Source organism: Desmonostoc vinosum, from assembly GCF_059505385.1.
This window is the reverse complement of record NZ_JCACKM010000118.1, coordinates 1-21,432: the sequence shown is the minus strand read 5'-3', so window position 1 is coordinate 21,432 and position 21,432 is coordinate 1. Positions and strand designations below refer to the sequence as shown.

At 43.0% G+C, this 21,432-nt stretch carries 20 protein-coding genes; 13 read left to right on the top strand and 7 right to left on the bottom strand.

Features of this window, described 5'->3' with window-relative positions:
• Positions 1-233: 233 nt before the first annotated feature.
• The 6 genes from rodA to AC5JMF_RS18580 all read left to right on the top strand — a co-directional run bounded on the left by rodA (position 234) and on the right by AC5JMF_RS18580 (position 7,869).
• The gene (gene rodA / locus AC5JMF_RS18605; RefSeq protein WP_495797204.1) at positions 234-1,547 is read left to right on the top strand and encodes a rod shape-determining protein RodA; all 1,314 of its coding nucleotides are present in this window, start codon (positions 234-236) and stop codon (positions 1,545-1,547) included.
• Between the two features lie 111 nt (positions 1,548-1,658).
• On the top strand, positions 1,659-1,856 hold the full coding sequence (locus AC5JMF_RS18600; protein WP_094351697.1) for an NAD(P)H dehydrogenase subunit NdhS: 198 nt from the start codon (positions 1,659-1,661) through the stop codon (positions 1,854-1,856).
• A gap of 73 nt (positions 1,857-1,929) precedes the next feature.
• Complete coding sequence (locus AC5JMF_RS18595) at positions 1,930-2,586, top strand: HAS-barrel domain-containing protein (RefSeq protein WP_495797203.1); 657 nt, start codon at positions 1,930-1,932, stop codon at positions 2,584-2,586.
• A gap of 230 nt (positions 2,587-2,816) precedes the next feature.
• A complete protein-coding gene (locus AC5JMF_RS18590; protein ID WP_495797202.1) occupies positions 2,817-4,958 on the top strand; it encodes a cation:proton antiporter domain-containing protein in 2,142 nt (713 codons plus the stop codon).
• A 417-nt stretch (positions 4,959-5,375) separates the two neighbouring features.
• Complete coding sequence (locus AC5JMF_RS18585; protein ID WP_495797201.1) at positions 5,376-6,326, top strand: UDP-glucuronic acid decarboxylase family protein; 951 nt, start codon at positions 5,376-5,378, stop codon at positions 6,324-6,326.
• Positions 6,327-6,477: 151 nt separating this feature from the next.
• Positions 6,478-7,869 (top strand): UDP-glucose dehydrogenase family protein, encoded by a 1,392-nt coding sequence (locus AC5JMF_RS18580; protein ID WP_495797200.1) that lies wholly within the window; start codon positions 6,478-6,480, stop codon positions 7,867-7,869.
• A 487-nt stretch (positions 7,870-8,356) separates the two neighbouring features.
• On the opposite strand, the gene AC5JMF_RS18575 is transcribed toward AC5JMF_RS18580, so the two are convergent.
• Together AC5JMF_RS18575 and AC5JMF_RS18570 are read right to left on the bottom strand one after the other, a co-directional pair.
• Positions 8,357-9,709, bottom strand: coding sequence for an ammonium transporter (locus AC5JMF_RS18575; protein ID WP_495797206.1), 1,353 nt, complete (start codon positions 9,707-9,709; stop codon positions 8,357-8,359).
• Positions 9,710-10,002: 293 nt separating this feature from the next.
• On the bottom strand, positions 10,003-10,812 hold the full coding sequence (locus tag AC5JMF_RS18570) for an SDR family NAD(P)-dependent oxidoreductase (RefSeq protein ID WP_495797199.1): 810 nt from the start codon (positions 10,810-10,812) through the stop codon (positions 10,003-10,005).
• A gap of 68 nt (positions 10,813-10,880) precedes the next feature.
• On the opposite strand from AC5JMF_RS18570, the gene AC5JMF_RS18565 reads away from it, so the two are divergent.
• On the top strand, positions 10,881-11,384 hold the full coding sequence (locus tag AC5JMF_RS18565) for a GNAT family N-acetyltransferase (RefSeq protein ID WP_495797198.1): 504 nt from the start codon (positions 10,881-10,883) through the stop codon (positions 11,382-11,384).
• 13 nt (positions 11,385-11,397) lie between these two features.
• Here AC5JMF_RS18565 and AC5JMF_RS18560 read toward each other — a convergent pair whose 3' ends face one another.
• On the bottom strand, positions 11,398-12,048 hold the full coding sequence (locus AC5JMF_RS18560) for a Uma2 family endonuclease (RefSeq protein ID WP_495797197.1): 651 nt from the start codon (positions 12,046-12,048) through the stop codon (positions 11,398-11,400).
• A 49-nt stretch (positions 12,049-12,097) separates the two neighbouring features.
• A complete protein-coding gene (gene pdxA / locus AC5JMF_RS18555; protein WP_495797205.1) occupies positions 12,098-13,222 on the bottom strand; it encodes a 4-hydroxythreonine-4-phosphate dehydrogenase PdxA in 1,125 nt (374 codons plus the stop codon).
• 211 nt (positions 13,223-13,433) lie between these two features.
• Between pdxA and petM the strand changes: the two genes are divergently transcribed.
• The 6 genes from petM to AC5JMF_RS18525 all read left to right on the top strand — a co-directional run bounded on the left by petM (position 13,434) and on the right by AC5JMF_RS18525 (position 18,137).
• Positions 13,434-13,538, top strand: coding sequence for a cytochrome b6-f complex subunit PetM (gene petM / locus AC5JMF_RS18550; protein ID WP_495797196.1), 105 nt, complete (start codon positions 13,434-13,436; stop codon positions 13,536-13,538).
• Positions 13,539-13,738: 200 nt separating this feature from the next.
• Positions 13,739-14,725 carry an SDR family oxidoreductase gene (locus AC5JMF_RS18545; protein WP_495797195.1) on the top strand — a complete coding sequence of 329 codons (987 nt, stop codon included), beginning with the start codon at positions 13,739-13,741 and terminating at the stop codon, positions 14,723-14,725.
• Between the two features lie 109 nt (positions 14,726-14,834).
• Positions 14,835-15,752: an NAD(+) kinase gene (locus tag AC5JMF_RS18540; protein WP_495797194.1), complete on the top strand. Its 918-nt coding sequence runs from the start codon at positions 14,835-14,837 to the stop codon at positions 15,750-15,752.
• 342 nt (positions 15,753-16,094) lie between these two features.
• Positions 16,095-16,781: a response regulator transcription factor NblR gene (gene nblR / locus AC5JMF_RS18535; protein ID WP_495797193.1), complete on the top strand. Its 687-nt coding sequence runs from the start codon at positions 16,095-16,097 to the stop codon at positions 16,779-16,781.
• A gap of 94 nt (positions 16,782-16,875) precedes the next feature.
• Complete coding sequence (locus AC5JMF_RS18530) at positions 16,876-17,406, top strand: DUF192 domain-containing protein (RefSeq protein WP_495797192.1); 531 nt, start codon at positions 16,876-16,878, stop codon at positions 17,404-17,406.
• Positions 17,407-17,909: 503 nt separating this feature from the next.
• Complete coding sequence (locus tag AC5JMF_RS18525) at positions 17,910-18,137, top strand: DUF2949 domain-containing protein (RefSeq protein ID WP_495797191.1); 228 nt, start codon at positions 17,910-17,912, stop codon at positions 18,135-18,137.
• A 317-nt stretch (positions 18,138-18,454) separates the two neighbouring features.
• Here the strand turns inward: AC5JMF_RS18525 and AC5JMF_RS18520 are convergent, their stop codons facing one another.
• The 3 genes from AC5JMF_RS18520 to xseA all read right to left on the bottom strand — a co-directional run bounded on the left by AC5JMF_RS18520 (position 18,455) and on the right by xseA (position 21,310).
• Positions 18,455-19,606 (bottom strand): pyridoxal-phosphate-dependent aminotransferase family protein, encoded by a 1,152-nt coding sequence (locus AC5JMF_RS18520; RefSeq protein ID WP_495797190.1) that lies wholly within the window; start codon positions 19,604-19,606, stop codon positions 18,455-18,457.
• Between the two features lie 143 nt (positions 19,607-19,749).
• Positions 19,750-19,983: an exodeoxyribonuclease VII small subunit gene (gene xseB, locus AC5JMF_RS18515; protein ID WP_495797189.1), complete on the bottom strand. Its 234-nt coding sequence runs from the start codon at positions 19,981-19,983 to the stop codon at positions 19,750-19,752.
• Positions 19,984-20,077: 94 nt separating this feature from the next.
• A complete protein-coding gene (xseA, locus tag AC5JMF_RS18510; RefSeq protein ID WP_495797188.1) occupies positions 20,078-21,310 on the bottom strand; it encodes an exodeoxyribonuclease VII large subunit in 1,233 nt (410 codons plus the stop codon).
• Between the last annotated feature and the right edge of the window lie 122 nt (positions 21,311-21,432).

Genomic DNA, 21,432 nt, shown 5'->3' with positions numbered 1-21,432 from the left:
TGGGGACTGGGGACTGGGGACTGGGGACTGGGGACTGGGGACTGGGGACTGGGAAGATGTGGTTCGACTCCGCTCACCAACCGGGAGATGAGGGAGTGAGGGAAAAAATTTCTCCGCGTCCCCGCGTCCCCGCGTCCTCTTGCCAATTCCCCATACTTCGACTCCGCTCAGTACAAGTTCCCAATTTCCATATTTAAGATTTATAAAGATAAAGTAAAGTCTAAAATCACACAATGTTATTAAAACGCTCACTTCCTAAAGTTCGCTGGAAGTCCTGGGTTAAACCCTGGCAGCAGGTAGATTGGTTGCTATTTTGTTTACCTATTGGTATTAGCATATTTGGCGGCGTCATGATTCTCAGTACGGAACTGAAGCAGCCTGTGACAGATTGGTGGTGGCACTGGCTAGTGGCTGGTATTGGTGTTTTGATTGCCCTGTTTTTAGCTCGCATCCGTTATGAACACCTGATGCAGTGGCACTGGGTAACATACGCCCTAACTAACGCTAGCCTGATTGCTGTGATGATTGCTGGTACCAGCGCTAAAGGGGCACAGCGATGGATTAATATTGCTGGCTTTAACGTCCAACCCTCGGAGTTTGCCAAAGTAGGAATGATTATCACTTTAGCAGCTTTGTTGCACAAGCGCACAGCTTCTAAGCTCGAAAGTGTTTTCCGTGTGCTAGCAATCACAGCCATACCTTGGGGGCTAGTATTTTTACAGCCAGATTTAGCAACATCACTTGTATTTGGTGCGATCGTTTTAGGGATGCTCTACTGGGCAAATGCTAACCCAGGCTGGTTAATTTTGATGATTTCTCCTGTGGTTGCTGCCGTTTTGTTTAGTATTTCTTGGCCTTTAGCAAAGCCAATCGTTTTATTCCAAGAACTTTCTTTTGGGCCTTTGGGGCTAGTTTGGGTAGTCGCCATGGGTATTCTCGGTTGGCTGACTCTCCCTTGGCGTCGGTTTGCCCTCAATGGTATAGTTGCATCGGCGATGAATATGCTTGGCGGTGAATTAGGCGTCTTTGCTTGGAATCATGTGTTGAAAGAATACCAGAAAGACCGCCTGAGTGTATTTATCAACCCCGATCACGATCCTCTTGGTGCTGGATATCACTTAATTCAATCGCGTATTGCTATTGGTGCAGGTGAAATTTGGGGATGGGGTTTATTTAAGGGCCCAATGACGCAACTCAATTTCGTGCCAGAACAGCACACAGACTTCATTTTCTCGGCAGTAGGCGAAGAATTTGGTTTTGTGGGTTGTTTAGTAGTGTTATCTATCTTCTGCTTAATTTGCCTGCGCCTATTGCATGTAGCCCAAACCGCTAAAGACAACTTTGGTTCGCTGTTGGCGATTGGTGTTTTGTCGATGATTGTGTTTCAGTTGATTGTCAACGTAGGTATGACTGTTGGCTTAGCCCCAGTAGCAGGGATTCCCTTACCCTGGATGAGTTATGGACGTTCTGCCATGCTGACTAACTTCATTTCTCTAGGAATCGTAGAATCGGTAGCAAATTTTCGACAACGGCAGAAGTATTATTAATTCGTCCTTGGTCATTTGTCATTTGTTAAGAACTGAGGACAAAGGACTAATGACTAATGACCATTAAGAAGCATTAAGCTATTAATCAGGAAACAAGCGAGGCTAAAAATTATGATCCTGCCTGGAGCAACTGTTCGCGTCAAAAATCCCGCTGATACTTACTATCGTTATGAAGGACTTGTGCAGCGGGTGAGTGATGGTAAAGTAGCTGTATTATTTGAAGGTGGTAATTGGGATAAATTAGTTACTTTCCGTCTCAGCGAATTAGAACTTGTAGAGACCACAGCTGGACGCAAGAAAGCAAAATAGATTAGTCCTTAGTCATTAGTCCTTAGCAAATGACAGAGGACTAATGACAAATGACTGATGACTATTAATTATTATGCGCCTTCCCCTACCACAATTTGCTACTGACGATCGCCACCCTAATCATATTGCAGAGGTGATCGAGACTACTACTACTGAATTTCTAGCTCAGTGTCTAGAACCAGAAGATTTGAGCTTTCCCTCTATGCCACCATTTGGTAGTTGGGTCTGTTCTCTGGATGAAGAATCGGGCAATCAAATTTACGCAGTAGTATATTACGCTACAACTATGCCCATAGATTCTGTACATAGAGCCAGAGCATTGGGGTTGTCCTTGCAAGACTTACGCGAGGAACAACCCCAAATATTTGCTATGCTGAGAACTGAATTTCGAGCGGCGATCGTGGGATTTAAGCAATCGTCTGTAATTTCAGGTGCAAATCCAAGGGTGTATCAGTATTTACCACCTCGCCCACCGCAAATTCATCAAGCCGTTTATCAATGTGAAGCCCAAGCAATCATCAAATTCACTGATGAACTGGATTTTCTGCGGACACTGCTTTGTGTCAACGGTGCGCCAGTCGAATCTTTAGCAGCGGCTGCCATTCGAGAAGTTTACCAGTTACGCAAAGCTGACCGAGAATGGCTAATTAAAGCTGGACGTACCCTGAGTGTATTGCTTAAAGACGATTACGATCGCTTGCGGTTTATTTTGAGTCAAATCCACCCATAGATAGTTAATTACAAGACGATTGCTTAGGTATTGTAATCTTGGATTTTTGTCTTTTTAGTCAGGTCGCTACTACAGTTGTATCGAGCGGGTGATTACAGCAGGGAACGCTTAACAGGATTGAAAGTCTTTTTGTACGACTTTGTTCTTAAAATTTGTACCTCATTTACCTGCTATCTGCTGTATATCAAGAATAATCACTGCTTTCCCATCACCTCTTCAAGTCCTACCTGATGGCACTCATGCTACAAGTTCTTGCTTTGGAACCAACTTCCCAAATCCTCAGCAAGGAACCGATTGTTCCTTATGCTATTTTGCTGGTGGTTATCTTAGTTGTACCCATATTATTTGAGCGTCTAAGATTACCAGGATTAGTGGGATTGGTTTTCTCTGGGCTAGTACTTGGCCCCTCCGGCTGGAGTTTATTTCAGCCTGAAGAATCAATGATTAAATTGCTATCAAATATCAGCCTAATCTATTTGATGTTTGTAGCAGGGCTAGAACTTGATCTTGAACACTTCCGTCGCCGGAGGGGTCGTTCCTTTGGGTTTAGTACCTTTACCTTTGGTGTCTCCCTAGTTATGGGGGCTTTAATTGGACAGATTTTAGGCTTGAGTTGGAATACTTCTATATTAATTGGCTCTTTATTTAGTTCCTATACGCTTTTGGCATATCCTATTATTCATCGCTTAGGAGTAGTCAACAACGAAGCAGTCACCGTCACAATTGGCGCTACGATTTTTACAGATATTGGCGTAGTCATTATACTGGCTATTTGTGTGGCGATCGCTCATGCTGGAACATTCAGCTTAGCTCAGTTACTAACCTTATCGGGTTGGTTAACTGTCTACTCTGTTGCCGTTTTGGCAGGTCTTGATTGGGTAGGCAAAGAGTTTTTTCGGCGTTCAGGAGACGACGAAGGTAACAAGTTTCTATTTGTATTGCTGGCTGTATTTCTTGCTGCTGTAGGCGCTCAATTGATTGGTATAGAAACAATTGTGGGTGCTTTTTTGGCAGGTCTGGCAGTGAATGAGGCAGTTGGCGAAGGGCCAGTCAAAGAAAAGGTGATGTTTATTGGCAGTGTGCTGTTCATTCCCATTTTCTTTGTAAATTTAGGTTTGACGATCAATCTATCTGCCTGGGTCAATAGTTTGGGTACGCTCAAAATCACCTTGTTGATTGTACTTGGTTTAATTACCAGTAAATTCATCGCAGCTTTTTTGGCAAAATTGGCTTACCGCTATAACTGGCAGGAAATACTAACGATGTGGTCACTGTCAGTCCCTCAAGTGGGTACAACATTAGCAGCAACGTTAGTAGGGTATCAAGCTGGGTTACTGCCTTTAGAAATATTAAACAGTATTGTTGTTTTAATGCTCGTAACTTCAACCTTGGGGCCGTTGATTACAAGTCAAGTTGCTGTTGGTTTAACTGCCTCAACAACCGAGGAATCAGCACTAACAATTTTACCTGAGCAGAAAGTAGAGAAAACAAATACTGCTTTTACTATAGTTGTACCCATTTACAATCCTCAGACCCAGCAGTATTTGATTGAAATGGCAGCACTACTAGCACGGCAAGCAAATGGCAGAATTATACCACTAGCGATCGCTACATCTGTTGCTCACATGGATGCACCCCAATTAGAAGCTTCTATGCAACGAAGCGAACAATTATTAGCCAAGGCTACTGTTCAAAGCCGTGTCATGGGCGTGAGTGCCGAACCATTGCTGCGAATCGATGATGCTTTTGCTCAAGGCATTAGCAGATCTGCTCGCGAACAAAAAGCGAATTTAATTATCATGGGTTGGGGTAAACGTACTGGTTTGCGAGCGCGTTTATTTGGCAACGTTATTGATAACGTTCTTTGGGCATCCCATTGTCCAGTCGCAGTCACAAGGATAGTAGAATCCCCCAAAAAAATTCAGCGAATCTTAGTACCATTAGAAAATTTAATCGCCCCGGCACTACAACCTGTGTATTTTGCCCAAATGCTAGCAGAGGTAAATCAAGCCCAAGTGACTGTATTAAATGTATGCGATCGCCGCACCAGTGCCAGTAAAATTGCTTGGAGGCGATCGCATTTATCTTTGTTGGTGTCTAAATTAGCCGCGTCAAATGCCCCGGAAATTCAAATCATCGCTCATGAAAACGTTGCTCAAGCGATTTTACAAGCAGCGCGATTATATGATCTCGTAGTTTTACCAGTTATCCGTAATCGTACTAGTCCTGGAGGATTAGCGGTTAGTGATGTCACAACCCAGTTGGCTAAGCAACTTACATGCTCAATTGTCATGCTAGGAGAACCACAACGCACTCAAACAACAGCCATAGTCTCACCACAACACAATGACTACTCTCTACCTAACAGGTAGGTGTAGCTTTTTGAGATTTCGCGTCTTTGCGTGTTTCTGGCGATTTGAACTGCAACTTAAATCTCCAACAGATTATCTTCCCCCACTCCCCATTTTCAAGCTCCTATATTTAGTACATGAAGTTTTTTCTTGGTTTTAATACTCCTTTTATTAGCTTTAAAACAATTTATTTTGTTGAAGATTTGATGAATTCTAAGTAAAAAACTGACATTTTTTAGACGATGTTTGTTATTTTGCTAGTTAAATTGATTAGCAAGCAAATACAAACATAACGAAATTGCATTTGTAGGAAAATTGGCAACCCCAAAAATACTTACTTATATTGACCTTTTTCGTTCTGTGTTTTTGTACCCAATTTGGGTAATCTAACAATAAGCTCAATATCTACTGAAAATATCTGTAAATAACTGGGAAACTATGAGAATTTTGGTGACGGGCGGTGCTGGGTTTATTGGTTCCCATCTCATCGACCGACTAATAGCCGATAGGCATGAAGTAATATGCTTAGATAATTTTTACACAGGACATAAACGTAATATCCTCAAATGGCTGAATCATCCATACTTTGAACTGATCCGCCACGACATCACCGAACCAATTCGGTTAGAAGTAGATCAAATTTATCATTTGGCTTGTCCTGCTTCTCCAGTACATTACCAATACAACCCAGTAAAAACCGTTAAAACTAACGTGATGGGAACGTTGAACATGTTGGGTTTAGCTAAGCGTGTGAAAGCTAGATTTTTGTTAGCTTCCACAAGCGAAGTGTACGGAGACCCAGAAATTCATCCCCAAACTGAAGAATATAGAGGTAACGTCAATCCCATAGGACTGCGTTCTTGTTACGACGAAGGAAAACGAATTGCTGAAACTTTAGCATTTGACTATTACAGACAAAATAAAGTTGAGATTCGAGTTGCCAGGATATTTAATACTTACGGCCCTCGGATGTTTGAAAACGATGGTCGTGTAGTTAGCAACTTTGTAGTTCAAGCGTTACAAGGTATTCCTTTAACTGTATACGGTGAAGGTACACAAACCCGTAGTTTTTGCTACGTATCTGACCTAGTAGAAGGACTGATGCGGTTGATGAATGGCGATTACATCGGGCCAGTAAATTTGGGTAATCCTGATGAGTATACAATATTAGAATTGGCAAAGGCAGTACAAAATCTAGTCAACCCAGATGCAGAAATTCAGTTTGAGCCGCTGCCTTCTGACGATCCACGTCGTCGCCGTCCCGATATTACAAAGGCTAAAACCTTGTTAAATTGGGAACCTACCATTCCTCTGCAAGAGGGGTTAAAACTGACAATAGAAGATTTCCGCGATCGCATCAAAAGCGACGTTCAGCTATCAAGCTATTAAGTAGTGCTTCCCACTGCTATGAACTTTCGTGCAGGCTAATTTGACCTATAAGCCTGTGATTAAGTAGCGGTATTTTCCGCTTGTTTGTAAGTTGCGTGCTAACAACTTTTTTTAGAAGACTAACCCCAATAAGAGCGAGGAGTAAAAGAAAATGCGTGTTTGCGTAATTGGTACTGGTTACGTTGGTTTAGTTACAGGTGCTTGCTTAGCTCATATCGGTCATGATGTGATTTGTGTAGACAATAACGAAGAGAAAGTCAAGCTCATGAAATCTGGACAGTCCCCTATTTTTGAGCCGGGACTCTCAGAAATCATGCAGACTGCTATTCAAACTCAAAAGATCCACTTCACCACAGATCTTGCCGCAGGAGTAGCTCATGGCGAAATTCTGTTTATTGCTGTAGGAACTCCACCTCTACCCACCGGTGAAAGCGACACCCGTTATGTAGAAGCTGTCGCCCGTGGCATTGGGGCAAATCTCAACGGTGGCTACAAGGTAATTGTGAATAAGTCTACAGTCCCCATTGGCTCTGGTGACTGGGTGCGGATGATTGTCTTAGATGGGATTGCAGAACGTCAGAAAACACTCGTACCCGCAGGTGGAGTGGCTAGTGAAGATAAATTACCTGAGATGGCGGCTCATTTCGATGTAGTTAGCAATCCTGAGTTTTTGCGTGAAGGTTCAGCGGTTTATGATACCTTTAATCCCGATCGCATTGTATTAGGCGGCAATAGTCAAAAAGCGATCGCCTTAATGCAAGAACTGTATGCCCCAATTGTCGAACGCAAGTATGCCGCTGACCAATCTTTACCTCCTGTACCAATTCTGGCTACAGACCTCAGCTCAGCAGAAATGATTAAATACGCTGCTAATGCGTTTTTGGCGACTAAAATTAGTTTTATTAACGAAGTTGCTAACATTTGCGATCGCGTCGGTGCTGATGTTACTCAAGTAGCTAAAGGCATCGGTTTAGACTCCCGTATTGGTAATAAGTTTTTACAAGCTGGTATCGGTTGGGGTGGTTCCTGCTTCCCTAAAGATGTTGCTGCCTTAATTCACACTGCTGATGACTACGGTTACGAAGCCCAGTTACTCAAATCTGCCGTTAGCGTCAACGAACGCCAGCGTCTAATAGCATTGGAAAAATTGCAGCAAGTTCTCAAAATTCTCAAAGGTAAAACTGTGGGACTACTAGGTCTTACCTTCAAGCCAGATACAGACGACATGCGCGATGCCCCAGCACTCAACCTGATTGAACAGCTCAACCGATTAGGGGCGAAAGTGAAAGCCTACGACCCAATTGTTTCCCAAACAGGCTTGCGTCACGGTCTTTCTGGAGTATTGGTGGAAACCGATGCTGAAAGACTTGCTGATGGATGTGATGCCCTGGTTCTCGTAACCGAATGGCAACAGTTTAGTACTCTGGACTACGCCAAGATGGCGAAACTGATGAGTCATCCCGTGATCATCGATGGTCGTAACTACCTTGATCCCGAAACAATGGTCAGAGCTGGATTCCAATATTTAGGTGTAGGAAGATAAAGAATTAAGTTTTTTAATTTTTAACAATTACTTGCCGCCTAGAAATATCCGGGCGGCATTTTGTAATTGGGAATGGGGAACTCGGGCCCCCTTTCAAGGGCAGGTTTTTCATATTCAGTCTGAAAAAACCTATTTTTTCGTTCCGAAATCTTTCTCCCTGTCCCCGTGTCCCCGCGTCCCCGTGTCCCCGCGTCAACCAAAACGCGAAATCTAAAAAACCTACCCATAAGAGACTGGGGCTAGGCTGTAAACTTTGTACTCTTTTGCCCATAAGGGTTCATGCAGAAAGTGTGTTGACTATTTTTGTGGAAAAACGGCTGTTCCAGCCGTTTTTCCACAAACAAAAAAGAACACGAATAATTTTCCGCAAAATCGCCTAAAAACCAACAAAGTCAACAGCCTAGACTGGGGCCCCCGCTCCCGCAGGGATTAGGGGTAATGGGGAAATTTTCTTTGCGTCACCGCGTCTTTCCTCATCCCGCGGCCCCTACATAGGACGATCGCTAAACTCGGAGTTATAACCTTCTTCGCCGTGTTCGTTGATATCTAAACCTTGGAATTCGGCTTCTTCTTTGACTCGCAGACCAACCGTGGCATCAATAATTTTGAGAATAATCCAAGTACCAACAGCTGCGATCGCATAAGCAATTACAATAGCTGCTAGTTCTACTCCCAATTCATTAAAATTACCACGCAATACACCATTTTTACCTGCTGAGTTAACTTCGACGGTGGCAAAGAGTGCTGTTAAAATTGCGCCCACAGTACCACCAACGCCATGTACAGGATAAGTATCTAAAGCGTCGTCGATTTGCAGCTTGTGCTTGAAACTCACTGCATAGAAGCAAACAAAAGAGGTGATGAAACCAATTAAAATTGCTGATAAGGGTGTAACAAATCCAGCTGCTGGGGTGATACCTACTAAACCCGCGACAGCTCCTGTTGCTGCTCCCACTGCTGTTGGTTTACCGCGCAAAACTCCTTCCAAAATTAACCACATTAAAGCTGCCGCCGCCGCCGCTGTGTTAGTAGCAACAAAGGCTGATGTTGCTACATTTGTGACTAAATTACCAGAAATTCCACTAGCAACAGATAAGGCACTCCCAGCATTGAAGCCGAACCAGCCAAACCAGAGTAAGCCAGCACCCAACAAAATAAAGGGTACATTGTGCGGTGGGCTGAGGCGATCGGGATGGGTTTTGCGAGGGCCAAGGACGATCGCAGCAACTAAAGCAGAAACCCCAGAACTAATATGAACAACTGTACCACCAGCAAAGTCAAGGGCACCCAAGCCACCAGATAAGCCTAAGAATCCACCTTTAGCCCATACCATATGAGCTAGGGGAGTGTATATAAAGGTTGACCACAGCAGTACAAATAAGCAATAGGCGCGAAAGCTCATCCGCTCAGCGATCGCCCCAGATATTAAAGCTGGGGTGATAATGGCAAACATAGCTTGATAAATCATGTATGCTTGGTGGGGAATTGTAGCGGCATAAGAAACAACTTCTACTGGGTTCGACCCTTTAAGATAATCGGTTGTTTCTAGCCCAACACCATTCAAACCTAGCCATTGTAAGCTACCGATGAACGGCAAACCTGGTGCAAAGGCAAGACTATAGCCCCACAAGATCCATGTGACACCGACGATCGCCATCAACACAAAGCTCATCATTAATGTGTTTAGAATGTTGCGCGATCGGACAAATCCACCATAAAAGAATGCTAATCCTGGTGTCATCAACAGAACGAGTGCCGATGAAATCAGCATAAATGCTGTATCTCCAGTATCGGCAGCAGGTGGGGCAGTAGCAGGTATCTGAGCAAAAGCATTGCCCATCAGCGGTACTACCAAAATCAGTAGGGTAATAGCCCCAATTACGACAACTTTCTTCAACACTTGTTTTTGTTCCTAAGCACAAACAATTTTGTCTGACTTAAATTCATTTCAGTACTGTTTAATACTCCTTTTTGTTTTGAAAGTTACTTAACCTGGGTTTTTGGAAAAGATTAACAAAAATATAATCCTGATTATGTGAACAAAAAAACCAACCGCAGAGGACGCAAAGGGCACGGAGAAATAAGGTTGAAGAGAGTTTTTGTGTGAGTCCTAATATATGTTGAAATTGATGATCAAGACTTTTGGCTTGATAACTGCATAACCCATTGTGTTAAACCAGGAAATAACCGATGAACAGTTGATAAAATTGACGCTGAGCCAACTATTATCTCATCTTTTTGATGCTTGACTACATCCCAAATTGCTTGGGCTACATCTTCAGGTTGACTTGTGAGTTGCGTTTCTAGCAAGTTGTTCATTTGCTGGCGATATTTTTGAGCTTGTGTTTCATCTTGCCCTCGAAACTGCGCCCTTTCCATAAAGTCACTTCTCGTTGCACTGGGTTGCACTGCACACACATGGATACCTTTTGGCTTTAGTTCCAGTCGCAGAGTATCTGTAAACCCGGTGACAGCATATTTGCTAGTACAGTAAGCCGTCATGTAAGGTAGAGGTATTTTTCCTCCCATAGACCCCACATTTACAATTGTCCCAGTACCTCTTTGTAAGAAGTGGGTCAGTAGTGCTTGAGTAGTGTGAAGGTATGCCCAAAAATTGGTATCCATAATTTGTTGCCAATCTTGCAATGAGGTGTTCTCTATTGGCCCAGTCATACAGATGCCAGCATTATTTATCAGTACATCGATATTGTTGGAAAAATCTAAAGCCTTTTCTACTAGGGCTTGCACTTGTTCTACATTTCTGACATCGGTAGGAACAGCTAGTGCCTTTTGCCCAAGATTCCGTATCTCAACTGCTGTTGATTCTAAACGGTCTGGCTGTCGCGCTGCTAGGACGATATCGTAACCTTTACGAGCAAATAAAAGTGCTGTAGCTTTACCAATTCCTTGGGAAGCACCTGTGATAATTACTGTAGTAACCATAGAATTACTGGTGTTAACGCTGTATTATTTTTAAATATTTTTGCAAGATTTTCTCTGAGACGGCAGCAATGACTATTCGCCATGCCCTTGAAACTGATTTGCCCATGATTGTGGCAATTTATAACGCTGCAATTCCTAGCCGCATGGCAACAGCTGATTTAGAACCAGTGTCTGTAGAAAGTCGCCTCGCTTGGTTTGGTGGGCGATCGCCTTCACATCGTCCCCTGTGGGTAGTCGAAGTTGAAGGAGTAGTTGCAGGATGGCTCAGTTTCCAATCATTTTACGGACGGCCAGCTTACAGTACAACTGCCGAAATTAGTATTTATATCGCCCCAGCTTTTCAGCGGTGTGGTTTAGGACGGCAACTGCTAACGCAAGCAATTACCCAAGGACATAGTTTAGGTTTCAAGACTCTGGTAGGTTTTATTTTTGCCCACAATCAACCTAGTTTAAAGCTTTTTGAAAGTTTTGGCTTTCAAACTTGGGGACATTTGCCTCAAGTTGCAGAACTTGATGGGGTTGAACGCGACTTAGTAATTATGGGACTGCGAATTAGTGAATCTGTTGTGTAATATTTGAGAATTTCTATGTTGTTAACTGCGATCGCACCCATTTTCTAAACTCTTGTAGTCTGGCATTTTCACCTTTTTCAGAGTCTGGTTGTATAAATCTTACCAGTTCTTTTATAGGAAATAAGCCAAACGCTAAACTTGTTTCTGACTGCATATAACCCGCATCAGTCAGAATATTAACTGTTAACTTACCTTGATTAAATCGCCAAACTTCAGGCATTTTTAATGCTTCATATATAGCCATTTTATCAATTGATAAATTAGTTACATCAATTTCAATAACTAAATCAGGTGGTGGATCTACTTTCAAATCAATCTTTAATTTGCCACGCATTAAGGCTTCATTTTGAATATAAAAACATTCGTCCGCTTCTTTACCAGCAGCTTTGGGTTTTGAACGCCATGTCGTAGATTTCAAACCGAGAATTTCCAACCCTAGCTCTTCAGAAAGTACAATTACTAGCCGTCCGAGAGTCCAGCTATATCTTTCATGTTCTGGTAGGGGTGTCATTAGTTCGAGAGTTCCCTGATAGTAGGTTATTCGGGGAGTGGGATGCTCCGCAAAAACTTCTAAAAGCTTTTCGTACATTTCCCAACTAATGTCGTAAAGAACAAGTCGAGAACCTTCCATTGGAGGTGTCGCTGGAGCTATAGTCTGAGCCATGATGTTATGTAAGCACTTATTTGCCTAATGGCATGTTAAGCTAAGAAATCTAGTCGCGATCGCCGCTAATACTTTTGTCTTCGCATTGTCTCACAGCTAACCTCTGACTGACTAATTCAGCCGCTAACTCGATCGCTGCTTTCATACTCGTAGCATCAGCAATTCCTTTACCTGCGATATCAAAGGCTGTTCCATGATCCGGTGAAGTCCGCACGAAGGGAAGACCAATGGAAGTATTAACCGCTCGATCAAACGCCATCAGCTTCACAGGAATCAAACCTTGGTCATGGTAAAGTGCCAAGTAAGCATCCGCTGGATTTTGAATATGAGAATTCCCGTACCAAGCTTGAGCTGGTTTCACCCACATTGTATCTGGCGGTATCGGCCCATCTAACTGTAACTGTGGTCGATTTATTCGTTCTTGTTCTAACCACGGAATCAACCAATCTTGTTCCTCGGTTCCGAGTTGTCCCATTTCGCCACTGTGGGGATTTAAACCTGCGATCGCAATTCTCGCTTTTTCTATCCCAAAATCTTTTTCTAAACACTCCACCAGCAAATCCAGTTTTTTTGTGAGTAACTGCGGTGTCAATGTCTGAGCTACTTGACATAAAGGAATATGTGTGGTGGCTAGTAATGTGCGGAGTGTCCAGCTAGTGTGGGGCGATCGCGCCACAAATAACATCCCAAAGCGCTCAACACCTGAGTTTTGGGCTAAGAGTTCTGTTTGTCCTGGATAATTGTAACCTGCGGCTTTCCAAGCAGATTTGGCGATCGGGCCTGTAACAATACCATCAAATTCACCAGCAAGTGTCCGGGCGATCGCCTGTTCCATGTAGGCGAAACTAGCCGCACCACTCGCCATATTGCCTATTCCTGTAATAATTTCATTTGCAATTTCCTGATCTAAATCCACATCAATAACTGACAACTGATCTGGATTTAGCAAAGGGACTAAATTCTCTGTTAAGTTCAGTTTTTGATAAGTTTGTGTTAGTATATCCCGGTTTCCCAATACTGTCACGTCATATTTTTGCCGGATTTCCACATCTACCAAAGCCTTCAAAATCACCTCTGGCCCAATTCCCGCCGGATCTCCCAACGTCAGCGCCAAACGCGGCCGACTTTCCTGATGCGAAAAAACTCTCATCTGACCTTGATTCACTTGATACATATTCACCGCACTATCCCCCATACTTCTCCTGTCGCAGATACTACGCGTAGTTTGCTTAAGCGCAGGTTCCCAATCCCCAATTCCCCAACACTAGGGATTAACCACCAAACTAGTTTAGAATTATTTACACGGGTCTAATCCCACAGATGCTATCACAAAGCTTCTGTAGACTTAGTTTACATAAATGAATTCGCAAAGGAGACTCACATCAATGGGTGGCGAAATTTTTAATGCAGCTCTGTTGTCTTTCAGTTTAATCTTTGTGGGCTGGGCTTTGGGCGCGTTGCTATTAAAGATTCAGGGTTCAGAAGAATAATCCCACTAAGTTATCCCCCCCTTTAAGCAGCAAAGGGTTTTCCCTTTCTGAAAAAGCAGCTTGTCCGCCAACCGGACAACGCTTTTTCTAGCCTTTAGTTGTTTAACACCATTTTCTGAGAAAGAGTGTAAACTTTTGTTTACATGTATAATTCTGTTAAGATTCTTTTCATAAAACATTTAAGATTTATAACAGCCCTCATGACATTATTAATTGTCGGTGCTACTGGCACCTTAGGAAGACAAGTGGCTCGTCGTGCTATCGATGAGGGGTATAAGGTACGCTGTCTTGTTCGGAGTAGTAAAAAAGCAGCTTTTTTGAAAGAATGGGGTGCAGAACTCGTACCAGGAGATTTGTGTTTTCCTCAAACCCTGCCAGCAGCATTGGAAGGTGTAACCGCAGTCATTGACGCAGCAACATCTCGTCCGACAGATTCACTGAGCATTAGACAAGTAGATTGGGACGGTAAAGTAGCATTAATTCAAGCTGCAAAAGCAGCAGGTGTAGAACGCTTTATTTTCTTTTCAATTCTGGATGCTGAAAAATACCCAGAAGTGCCACTGATGGAAATTAAGCGGTGTACAGAACTGTTTTTAACTGAATCGGGCTTGAACTACACCATTTTAAGGTTAGCTGGCTTCATGCAAGGGTTAATCGGTCAGTATGGGATTCCCATTTTAGAAGGACAACCAGTTTGGGTGAGTGGTGAGTCTTCTCCTGTAGCCTACATGGATACTCAAGACATTGCTAAGTTTGGTATTCGTGCTTTGAGTGTGCCAGAAACAGAAAACCAAGTTTTTCCTGTGGTAGGTACTCGTGCTTGGAGTGCAGAGGAAATTATTAATCTGTGCGAACGTTTATCCGGCAAAGACGCCAGGGTAACACGGATGCCAATCAACTTACTGCGTACCGTGCGAAGCTGTATGCGCTTCTTTCAGTGGGGGTGGAACGTAGCAGACAGACTAGCATTTACCGAAGTGTTGGCTAGTGGTAAACCATTGAATGCCTCAATGGATGAGACATATACAGTTTTTGGATTAGATAAACAGCAAACCACAACCTTAGAGAGTTACCTGCAAGAATACTTCAGCCGGATTATGAAAAAGCTGAAGGAGTTAGACTACGAAAAAAACAAAACCAAAAAGCAGTCTAAAAAAACTCCCTTAAAAAAAGTCAACAGTCAATAGTTAGTAGTCAATGAACTCTGGACTTTTGACTATTGACTAATGACTACACTGTCCAAAATGTGTAACTATTACAAAAGACAGAGCATCGCCTATACTTGGATATTTGAGTGTGCCGAAAGCAGGCATTATCTACAATGACGTTAAACCGGTAGCGGGTCGAGTCGCTATCGAGCTAAAAGACAAGCTAACCGCAGCCGGTTGGAATGTATGCATCACAACGAGTGTCGGTGGCATTCTGGGCTACTCTAACCCAGAGAGTCCAGTTTGCCACACCCCAATTGATGGCCTGATACCTCCTGGTTTTGACTCAGACATGAAATTTGCGATTGTACTGGGAGGAGATGGCACTGTGTTAGCAGCGTCACGCCAGGTAGCAGCCTGCGGTGTTCCGTTGCTGGCGGTGAATACTGGTCATATGGGATTTCTCACAGAAGCTTACCTCAACCAATTGCCTCAAGCATTAGAGCAGGTGATGGCGGGTGAGTATGAAATTGAAGAGCGAGCAATGCTGAGCGTGAAAGTGATTCGAGGAGAATCGCTATTATGGGAAGCCCTTTGCTTGAATGAAATGGTGTTGCATCGAGAACCATTGACCTCTATGTGCCATTTTGAAATTGCTGTGGGGTATCACGCACCAGTGGATATTGCCGCAGATGGTGTGATTGTCTCAACACCGACTGGTTCCACTGCTTATTCATTAAGTGCTGGCGGGCCAGTAGTGGCCCCTGGAGTACCAGTCTTGCAGCTAATACCTATTTGTCCACATTCTTTAGCTTCAAGGGCATTGGTGTTTCCAGACACTGAACCAGTTAATATTTATCCAGTCAATATTGCTCGGTTGGTAATGGTGGTGGATGGCAATGGCGGATGTTATATCTTCCAAGAGGATCGAGTACACTTAGAGCGATCGCACTACAGTGCCAAATTTATTCGCCTCCAACCACCAGAATTTTTCCGCATTTTACGAGAAAAACTAGGTTGGGGCTTGCCACATATTGCTAAACCCACTTCTGTAGAATTGCCATAGGGAAGAGTTATTTGTCATTTGTGACTATTCCCATACTTCTTTTGTCAAAGACGCTAGCGCCTGGCTTGCTTAAGCGTAGGGGTACGACTTTGCTTAGTACAAGTTGTCAATTCCCCATTCCCCATTCCTTCCAGAATCACTGGTATATGTATGGTATTTGGATTAAGTTATTAAGTTGCATTTGAGAATTAGGATGGCTGATCCCTGAACGTGCTAGAACATACTAGGCAGCATGTCAAATCAAAATTCCTCCATCACTAAAAGCTCGTAATTGCACTTTTAACTTAATTTACGGACTTTTTTCAAGTCTGTAAGTTCTAAAACCTCATATCCCAAATTGTTATGACAGTTGCTCAAAGTCCTTGCGTTTTGGTGATTGAAACTGATGAGAGTCTGGCTAGTCAGCTTTGTTTCGATTTACAAGAAGCTGGTTACGATGCGATTTTGGCTCATGATGCCACAAGCGGTTTGGAATACTGCCGCGATCGCCAACCTGCTTTAATAGTTTTAGACCGAATGCTGGCAGGAGAATCAGGACTTTCTTTGTGTAAAAATTTAAGGAGCGTTGGTACGCGATCGCCTGTACTAATTTTAATGGCACGGGATACAGTTGATGATCGTGTAGCTTGTCTAGAAGCTGGAGCTGATGATTACATCCTCAAGCCTTATCGCTCTGAAGACTTTTTAAAGCTGATTCGCCTCTACCTTAAACCTGATGTTGACACTACAGAGCAATTACGCTTTGCAGATCTAATTTTAGACATCGCAACGCGCCGGGCAATACACAACGGACGGGCTATTGATTTGACAATGAAAGAATTTGAACTATTAAAATTCTTAATGGAACATCCCCGTGAGGTATTAACTCGCGAACAAATTCTCGAAAATGTTTGGGGTTACGACTTCATGGGTGAGTCAAATGTGATTGAGGTGTATATTCGATATTTGCGTCTAAAAATTGAAGAAGAAGGTCAAAAGCGTCTAATTCAGACTGTGAGAGGCGTAGGTTACGTATTGAGGGAATCTTAAACACAGCTATTTTTGAACTTTAACACTCAAAGGCGTGGGTTTTTCAGGTTAAATTCTGTAAAATCAAAATTTAAATTACCAAATCAACACTATTATGATTCATTGGACAGGTTTGTTGTCGATGTTGCTGGGTGTTATACTCATGGGCTGTTCTTTACCATCACCAGCGGAACCTCCTATTACCATTTCTAGTTCTCCAACTTCAGCACTCGACAACTTGGGTCAAACACTACCAATTTCTGCGAAAGCTATTATTCCTGATGGCACAGTAATTCAGTTGGAAGTAACACAAACACCAGAACAGCAAGCAAAAGGATTAATGTATCGACCTGCTTTACCTAATGACCGAGGAATGCTATTTGCATTTCCTTCAGCACAACCAGTCAGGTTCTGGATGAAAAATGTACCTGTGCCTCTCGATATGGTTTTTCTCAAGGATGGAATAGTTAAATTTATTCAAGCTTCTGCACTTCCTTGTAAAAATGAGCCTTGTCCTACTTATGGGCCCGATACACCAATTGACACCGTGATCGAACTTCGGTCTGGACGAGCTGCTGAATTGAAGTTGAAGGAAGGAGATAAAGTTAAAATTGAGTCTCTTAAAACCGTAAATACACATAGGTAACTACTTGGATACTTTCTCTATTACAGTCCAGTAAAAATTATATTGTGATTTTTTTGTAAAAAATGTCACGTATTGTGGTAAAACGGTCACTAGTAAGGCTACTATTTAAAAACTCTGGTATATAGATATCAAACCTTGCTTTCTTAAAGCTGCAATAACAGTTTTCAGGTGGGGTTGTAAAAATCTTCCTTTTGACGTAAGTGTGAATAGTCGTCAATAAGGGAGTATAAACTATGGAATCTTTATTACTGGATGTGTAATTAAACCAAGCACTGAAGTAAATAGAGATGAAACCAATATGACCAGGTAAAAATACTGCTTGAGAATCTAGAAGCCATACTAAACAAACTGCACTATATATAAAGTTATCTTTTCCAGACTATCTGTGAGAAAACTCTATATAGATGCAGATCAAAAAACTGTACTGGGGTGTATATTCGATAACAGTACAGCAACAGATAATATCCAGGCTACTGCCTACTGAGAAATAGTGAACTAAATATATGACAATACACTCTACGCAAGGAGGTGAGATACAAATGTCACCAACAACTTATTCCCGACTAATTCATTTTTTACAAGAGGATTTAGCAATTTCCACAGCCTCGTTGGCGGTTGCACTCCGTCATCGAGAGCAAGATCCAGGGCCTTTACCAATGATTCTTTGGCAATATGGGTTAATTACTCTAGAACAGTTAGAGCAAATTTATGATTGGCTAGAAACGGCTTAGGTGATAAATTCAAAATTCAAAATCAATAAATGTATTGTGCGTGCTAATTTCTTGGCTAACACTGAGTACAAATTACAGTAATAGTAGCCTACGAATAGCTGATTCAGGAGAATTAAAGTATGTCACATTCACCCTACCTTGTTCCAAGGTTAATACATAGGGAAGTTGACTCTGGCGGTTTCTACTTATTTACATATAGATTAAAAGAGCGAGTTATTTTATTAACTCGCTCTTTTGATTATGATTATTCTAATTACTTACCAATGACCATTAAAAAGGAAACAGGAAATCAGAAAAACTGTTCCCTTCTTTAATAACTATTGTGCAAATACTTTAGCTGCTGCTGCTACACCAGAACCGGGAGTAAAGTCTTCGTAACCAAGTTCTAAGAGGGCAACTTCTAAAGATGCGATACAACTGAGGATATCGCGATCGCTGACAAAGCCCAAGTGACCAATGCGGAAAATTTTGTTTGAGAGATGGTCTTGACCACCAGCCAAGGCGATATCGAAACGCTTTTTCATCAACGACCGAATTTTATCGGCTTCAATTCCTTGTGGTGCTACAGCTGTTATTGCTGGACTAGCGTTACCATCAGCCGCAAACAAGGGTAAATTTAACCCCTTAATAGCAGCACGGGTAGCATTCTTGAGTCGGTCGTGGCGAGCAAATATCGATTCTAAGCCTTCTTCCTTCATGATTTGCAACGTCTTGTGCAGTGCAAAAATCATGTTGACAGGTGGAGTAAAGGGAGTAGTGTTTTTGGCTGCGGCTTTGCGATATTTACCTAAGTCTAAATAATATTTCGGTAATTTCGCGGTTTTATAGGCTTCCCAAGATTTGGGGCTAACAGAGACAAACCCTAAGCCAGGTGGGATCATGTAGCCTTTCTGAGAACCGGAGGCGACTATATCCAAGCCCCAAGCTTCTACTGGGAGATTAAATGCACCCAAACTAGTCACGGCATCAACAATAATTAACGCCTCACCGTGTTCTTTGACATGACGATTAATGGTCTCCAGGTCATTAAGAACACCCGTTGAGGTTTCGCTGTGGGTGATAACGACAGCTTTGATTTGCTTTTCGCTATCTGCTTGGAGTTTTTCTGCAAACAACTCTGGGTCTAAGGGTTTTCCCCATTCGACGGTAATTTCTTCTACATTCAAACCGTAAGCTTGAGCAACTTCTACCCAGCGTTCACCAAACTTACCATTTGAACCAACTAAAATGCGATCGCCTGGAGAGAGAAAATTAATGATTCCAGCTTCCACAGCACCCGTACCACTGACATTCAGCATTAGCACATCGCTTTGAGTTTGGTGCAGCCATTTGAGATTTTCTGTCACCTCTGCCAGAATGTTGCTAAATTCACCAGTACGGTGTCCAATTGGGTGCTTGGCTAATGCCAGTAGGGCGGCTTCTGGCACTGGAGTAGGGCCAGGGATCATTAGCATCAGCTTATCGTCCATGTTTGTGTCCTAAATTTAAATTAAATCTTATATTAAGTTCCGGCAATCACTTATTATTAAAATTTCTCCACGTTCCCTCGTCAACCCTAATGATCAGTCTTCAGGTGAAAATAATGTTATTTATTGTCTTGAGTGGAATATTTCTACTCATCACCCAAAGTTTCAATCAATAAATCTACCTGTTGCTGTCGCTGCTGCAAAAAACTTTCGCACTGACGCAAATATTCAACAGCAGTAGCAAATTGGTCAAACACATCAGCCAAATCCAACTCTCCCGCCTCAATTCGAGCGATGATTTGCTCTATTTGGGCCACCTTCGCCTCATAACTCCAATCTGTCACTAACTCAGAACTAGAAGAATTCTTGCGTTTAACCATTCAAACTTTGTGCCCTTTGCGCCTTTGTGAGTCCAGCCCCCGTCTTGGCGGTTTCCGTCACGATGGGGGACTGGCGAACCCGTAGGGGGGTTCGTTAATCTCTAACTTCCATAACTTTCACTTTAACCTCACCTTGCCCCAACTGAATCAACAACTCATCTCCCACAATTAACTCAGTCGTAGAACGAGCAATCGCCCCATCTTTTTGCCTCACCACAGCATAACCACGTTGCAGGACGGCTTGAGGGTCAAGACTGGCCAACTTTTGCCGTAACATTTCTAAATATTGCGTTGCTTGTTGCGATCGCCCCATCGTTACTTGCAGTAGTTGCTGCCGCTTCCAAATCAGCTGTTGCGCCTCTTGCTGTACTTGTCGATCTAAGCGCAAACGTCGCAAACGGTGACGTAATACTTGCAGTTGATTCGCAGCTGTCATTGTAGAGTCATGTACTGCTTGCTGTAAAGCCGCAACTCGCTGGCGATGTTGAATATACAACTCTGATAAGGCTGGCACAGCCATTTCCGCAGTAGCTGTGGGAGTATGCACACAAGCATCTGCTACTAAATCTGCTAAAGATTCATCCCGTTGATGACCAATACCAGTAATCACAGGAATCGAACAACTTGCAAGCGATCGCACCACCCGCTCATCATTAAAACAAGCCAATTCCTCAACCGCACCTCCACCCCGCGATAAAATTAGCACCTCGGCGCGTCCATCCCGTTCTACCCGTCCAATTGCCTTGACTATAGATTCTGGGGCTTGCTCACCTTGGACTGTCGCCGGAGAAAACAGAACATGTAAACCAGGATACCGTTGCTTGAGGGTTTTTTGAATATCGCCCCAAGCCGCCGCAGTCGGTGAAGTGACAACTGCGATCGTTTGGGGATGAGGCGGGAGAGGACGTTTGCGTTCTGCATCAAATAACCCTTCAGCCAGCAAGCGATTTTTGAGTTGTTGATAGCGTAGCGCCTGTAAACCAACACCAGCAGGTAAAGCCTGCCAAACCGACAACTGATACTCTCCCCTTTGTGGATAAACTCGAATACTACCTAAAATAATTAACTGTTCACCAGGAACTGGCATTTGTGCAATTTTCGCCAATTGACTATTCCATACCACACACTTAATTCCTGCCGTACCATCAGGGTCTTGTAGCGTAAAAAATAACCCACTGCGATGATGGTTAGCACTAGAAACTTCGCCCGTCACCCAAACTTGTCGTAGTTGCTGATCTTGCTCCAACAAAAAGCGGATATAGTCGGTTAACCCAGCTACTGAGAGCGCAGTGTCAACAACTAGGGAGTCAGGAAGGTCGAAAGTCATCAAAGACGCCTAAAAGCTTTGGGGTTGGAGCGATTTTAGCATTTTTAATCAAATCAAAGTCTATCTCATTGACACTCTCCGGGCTAAAGCCACGGAGATTCTTAAGACATTGCTGCCTTAAT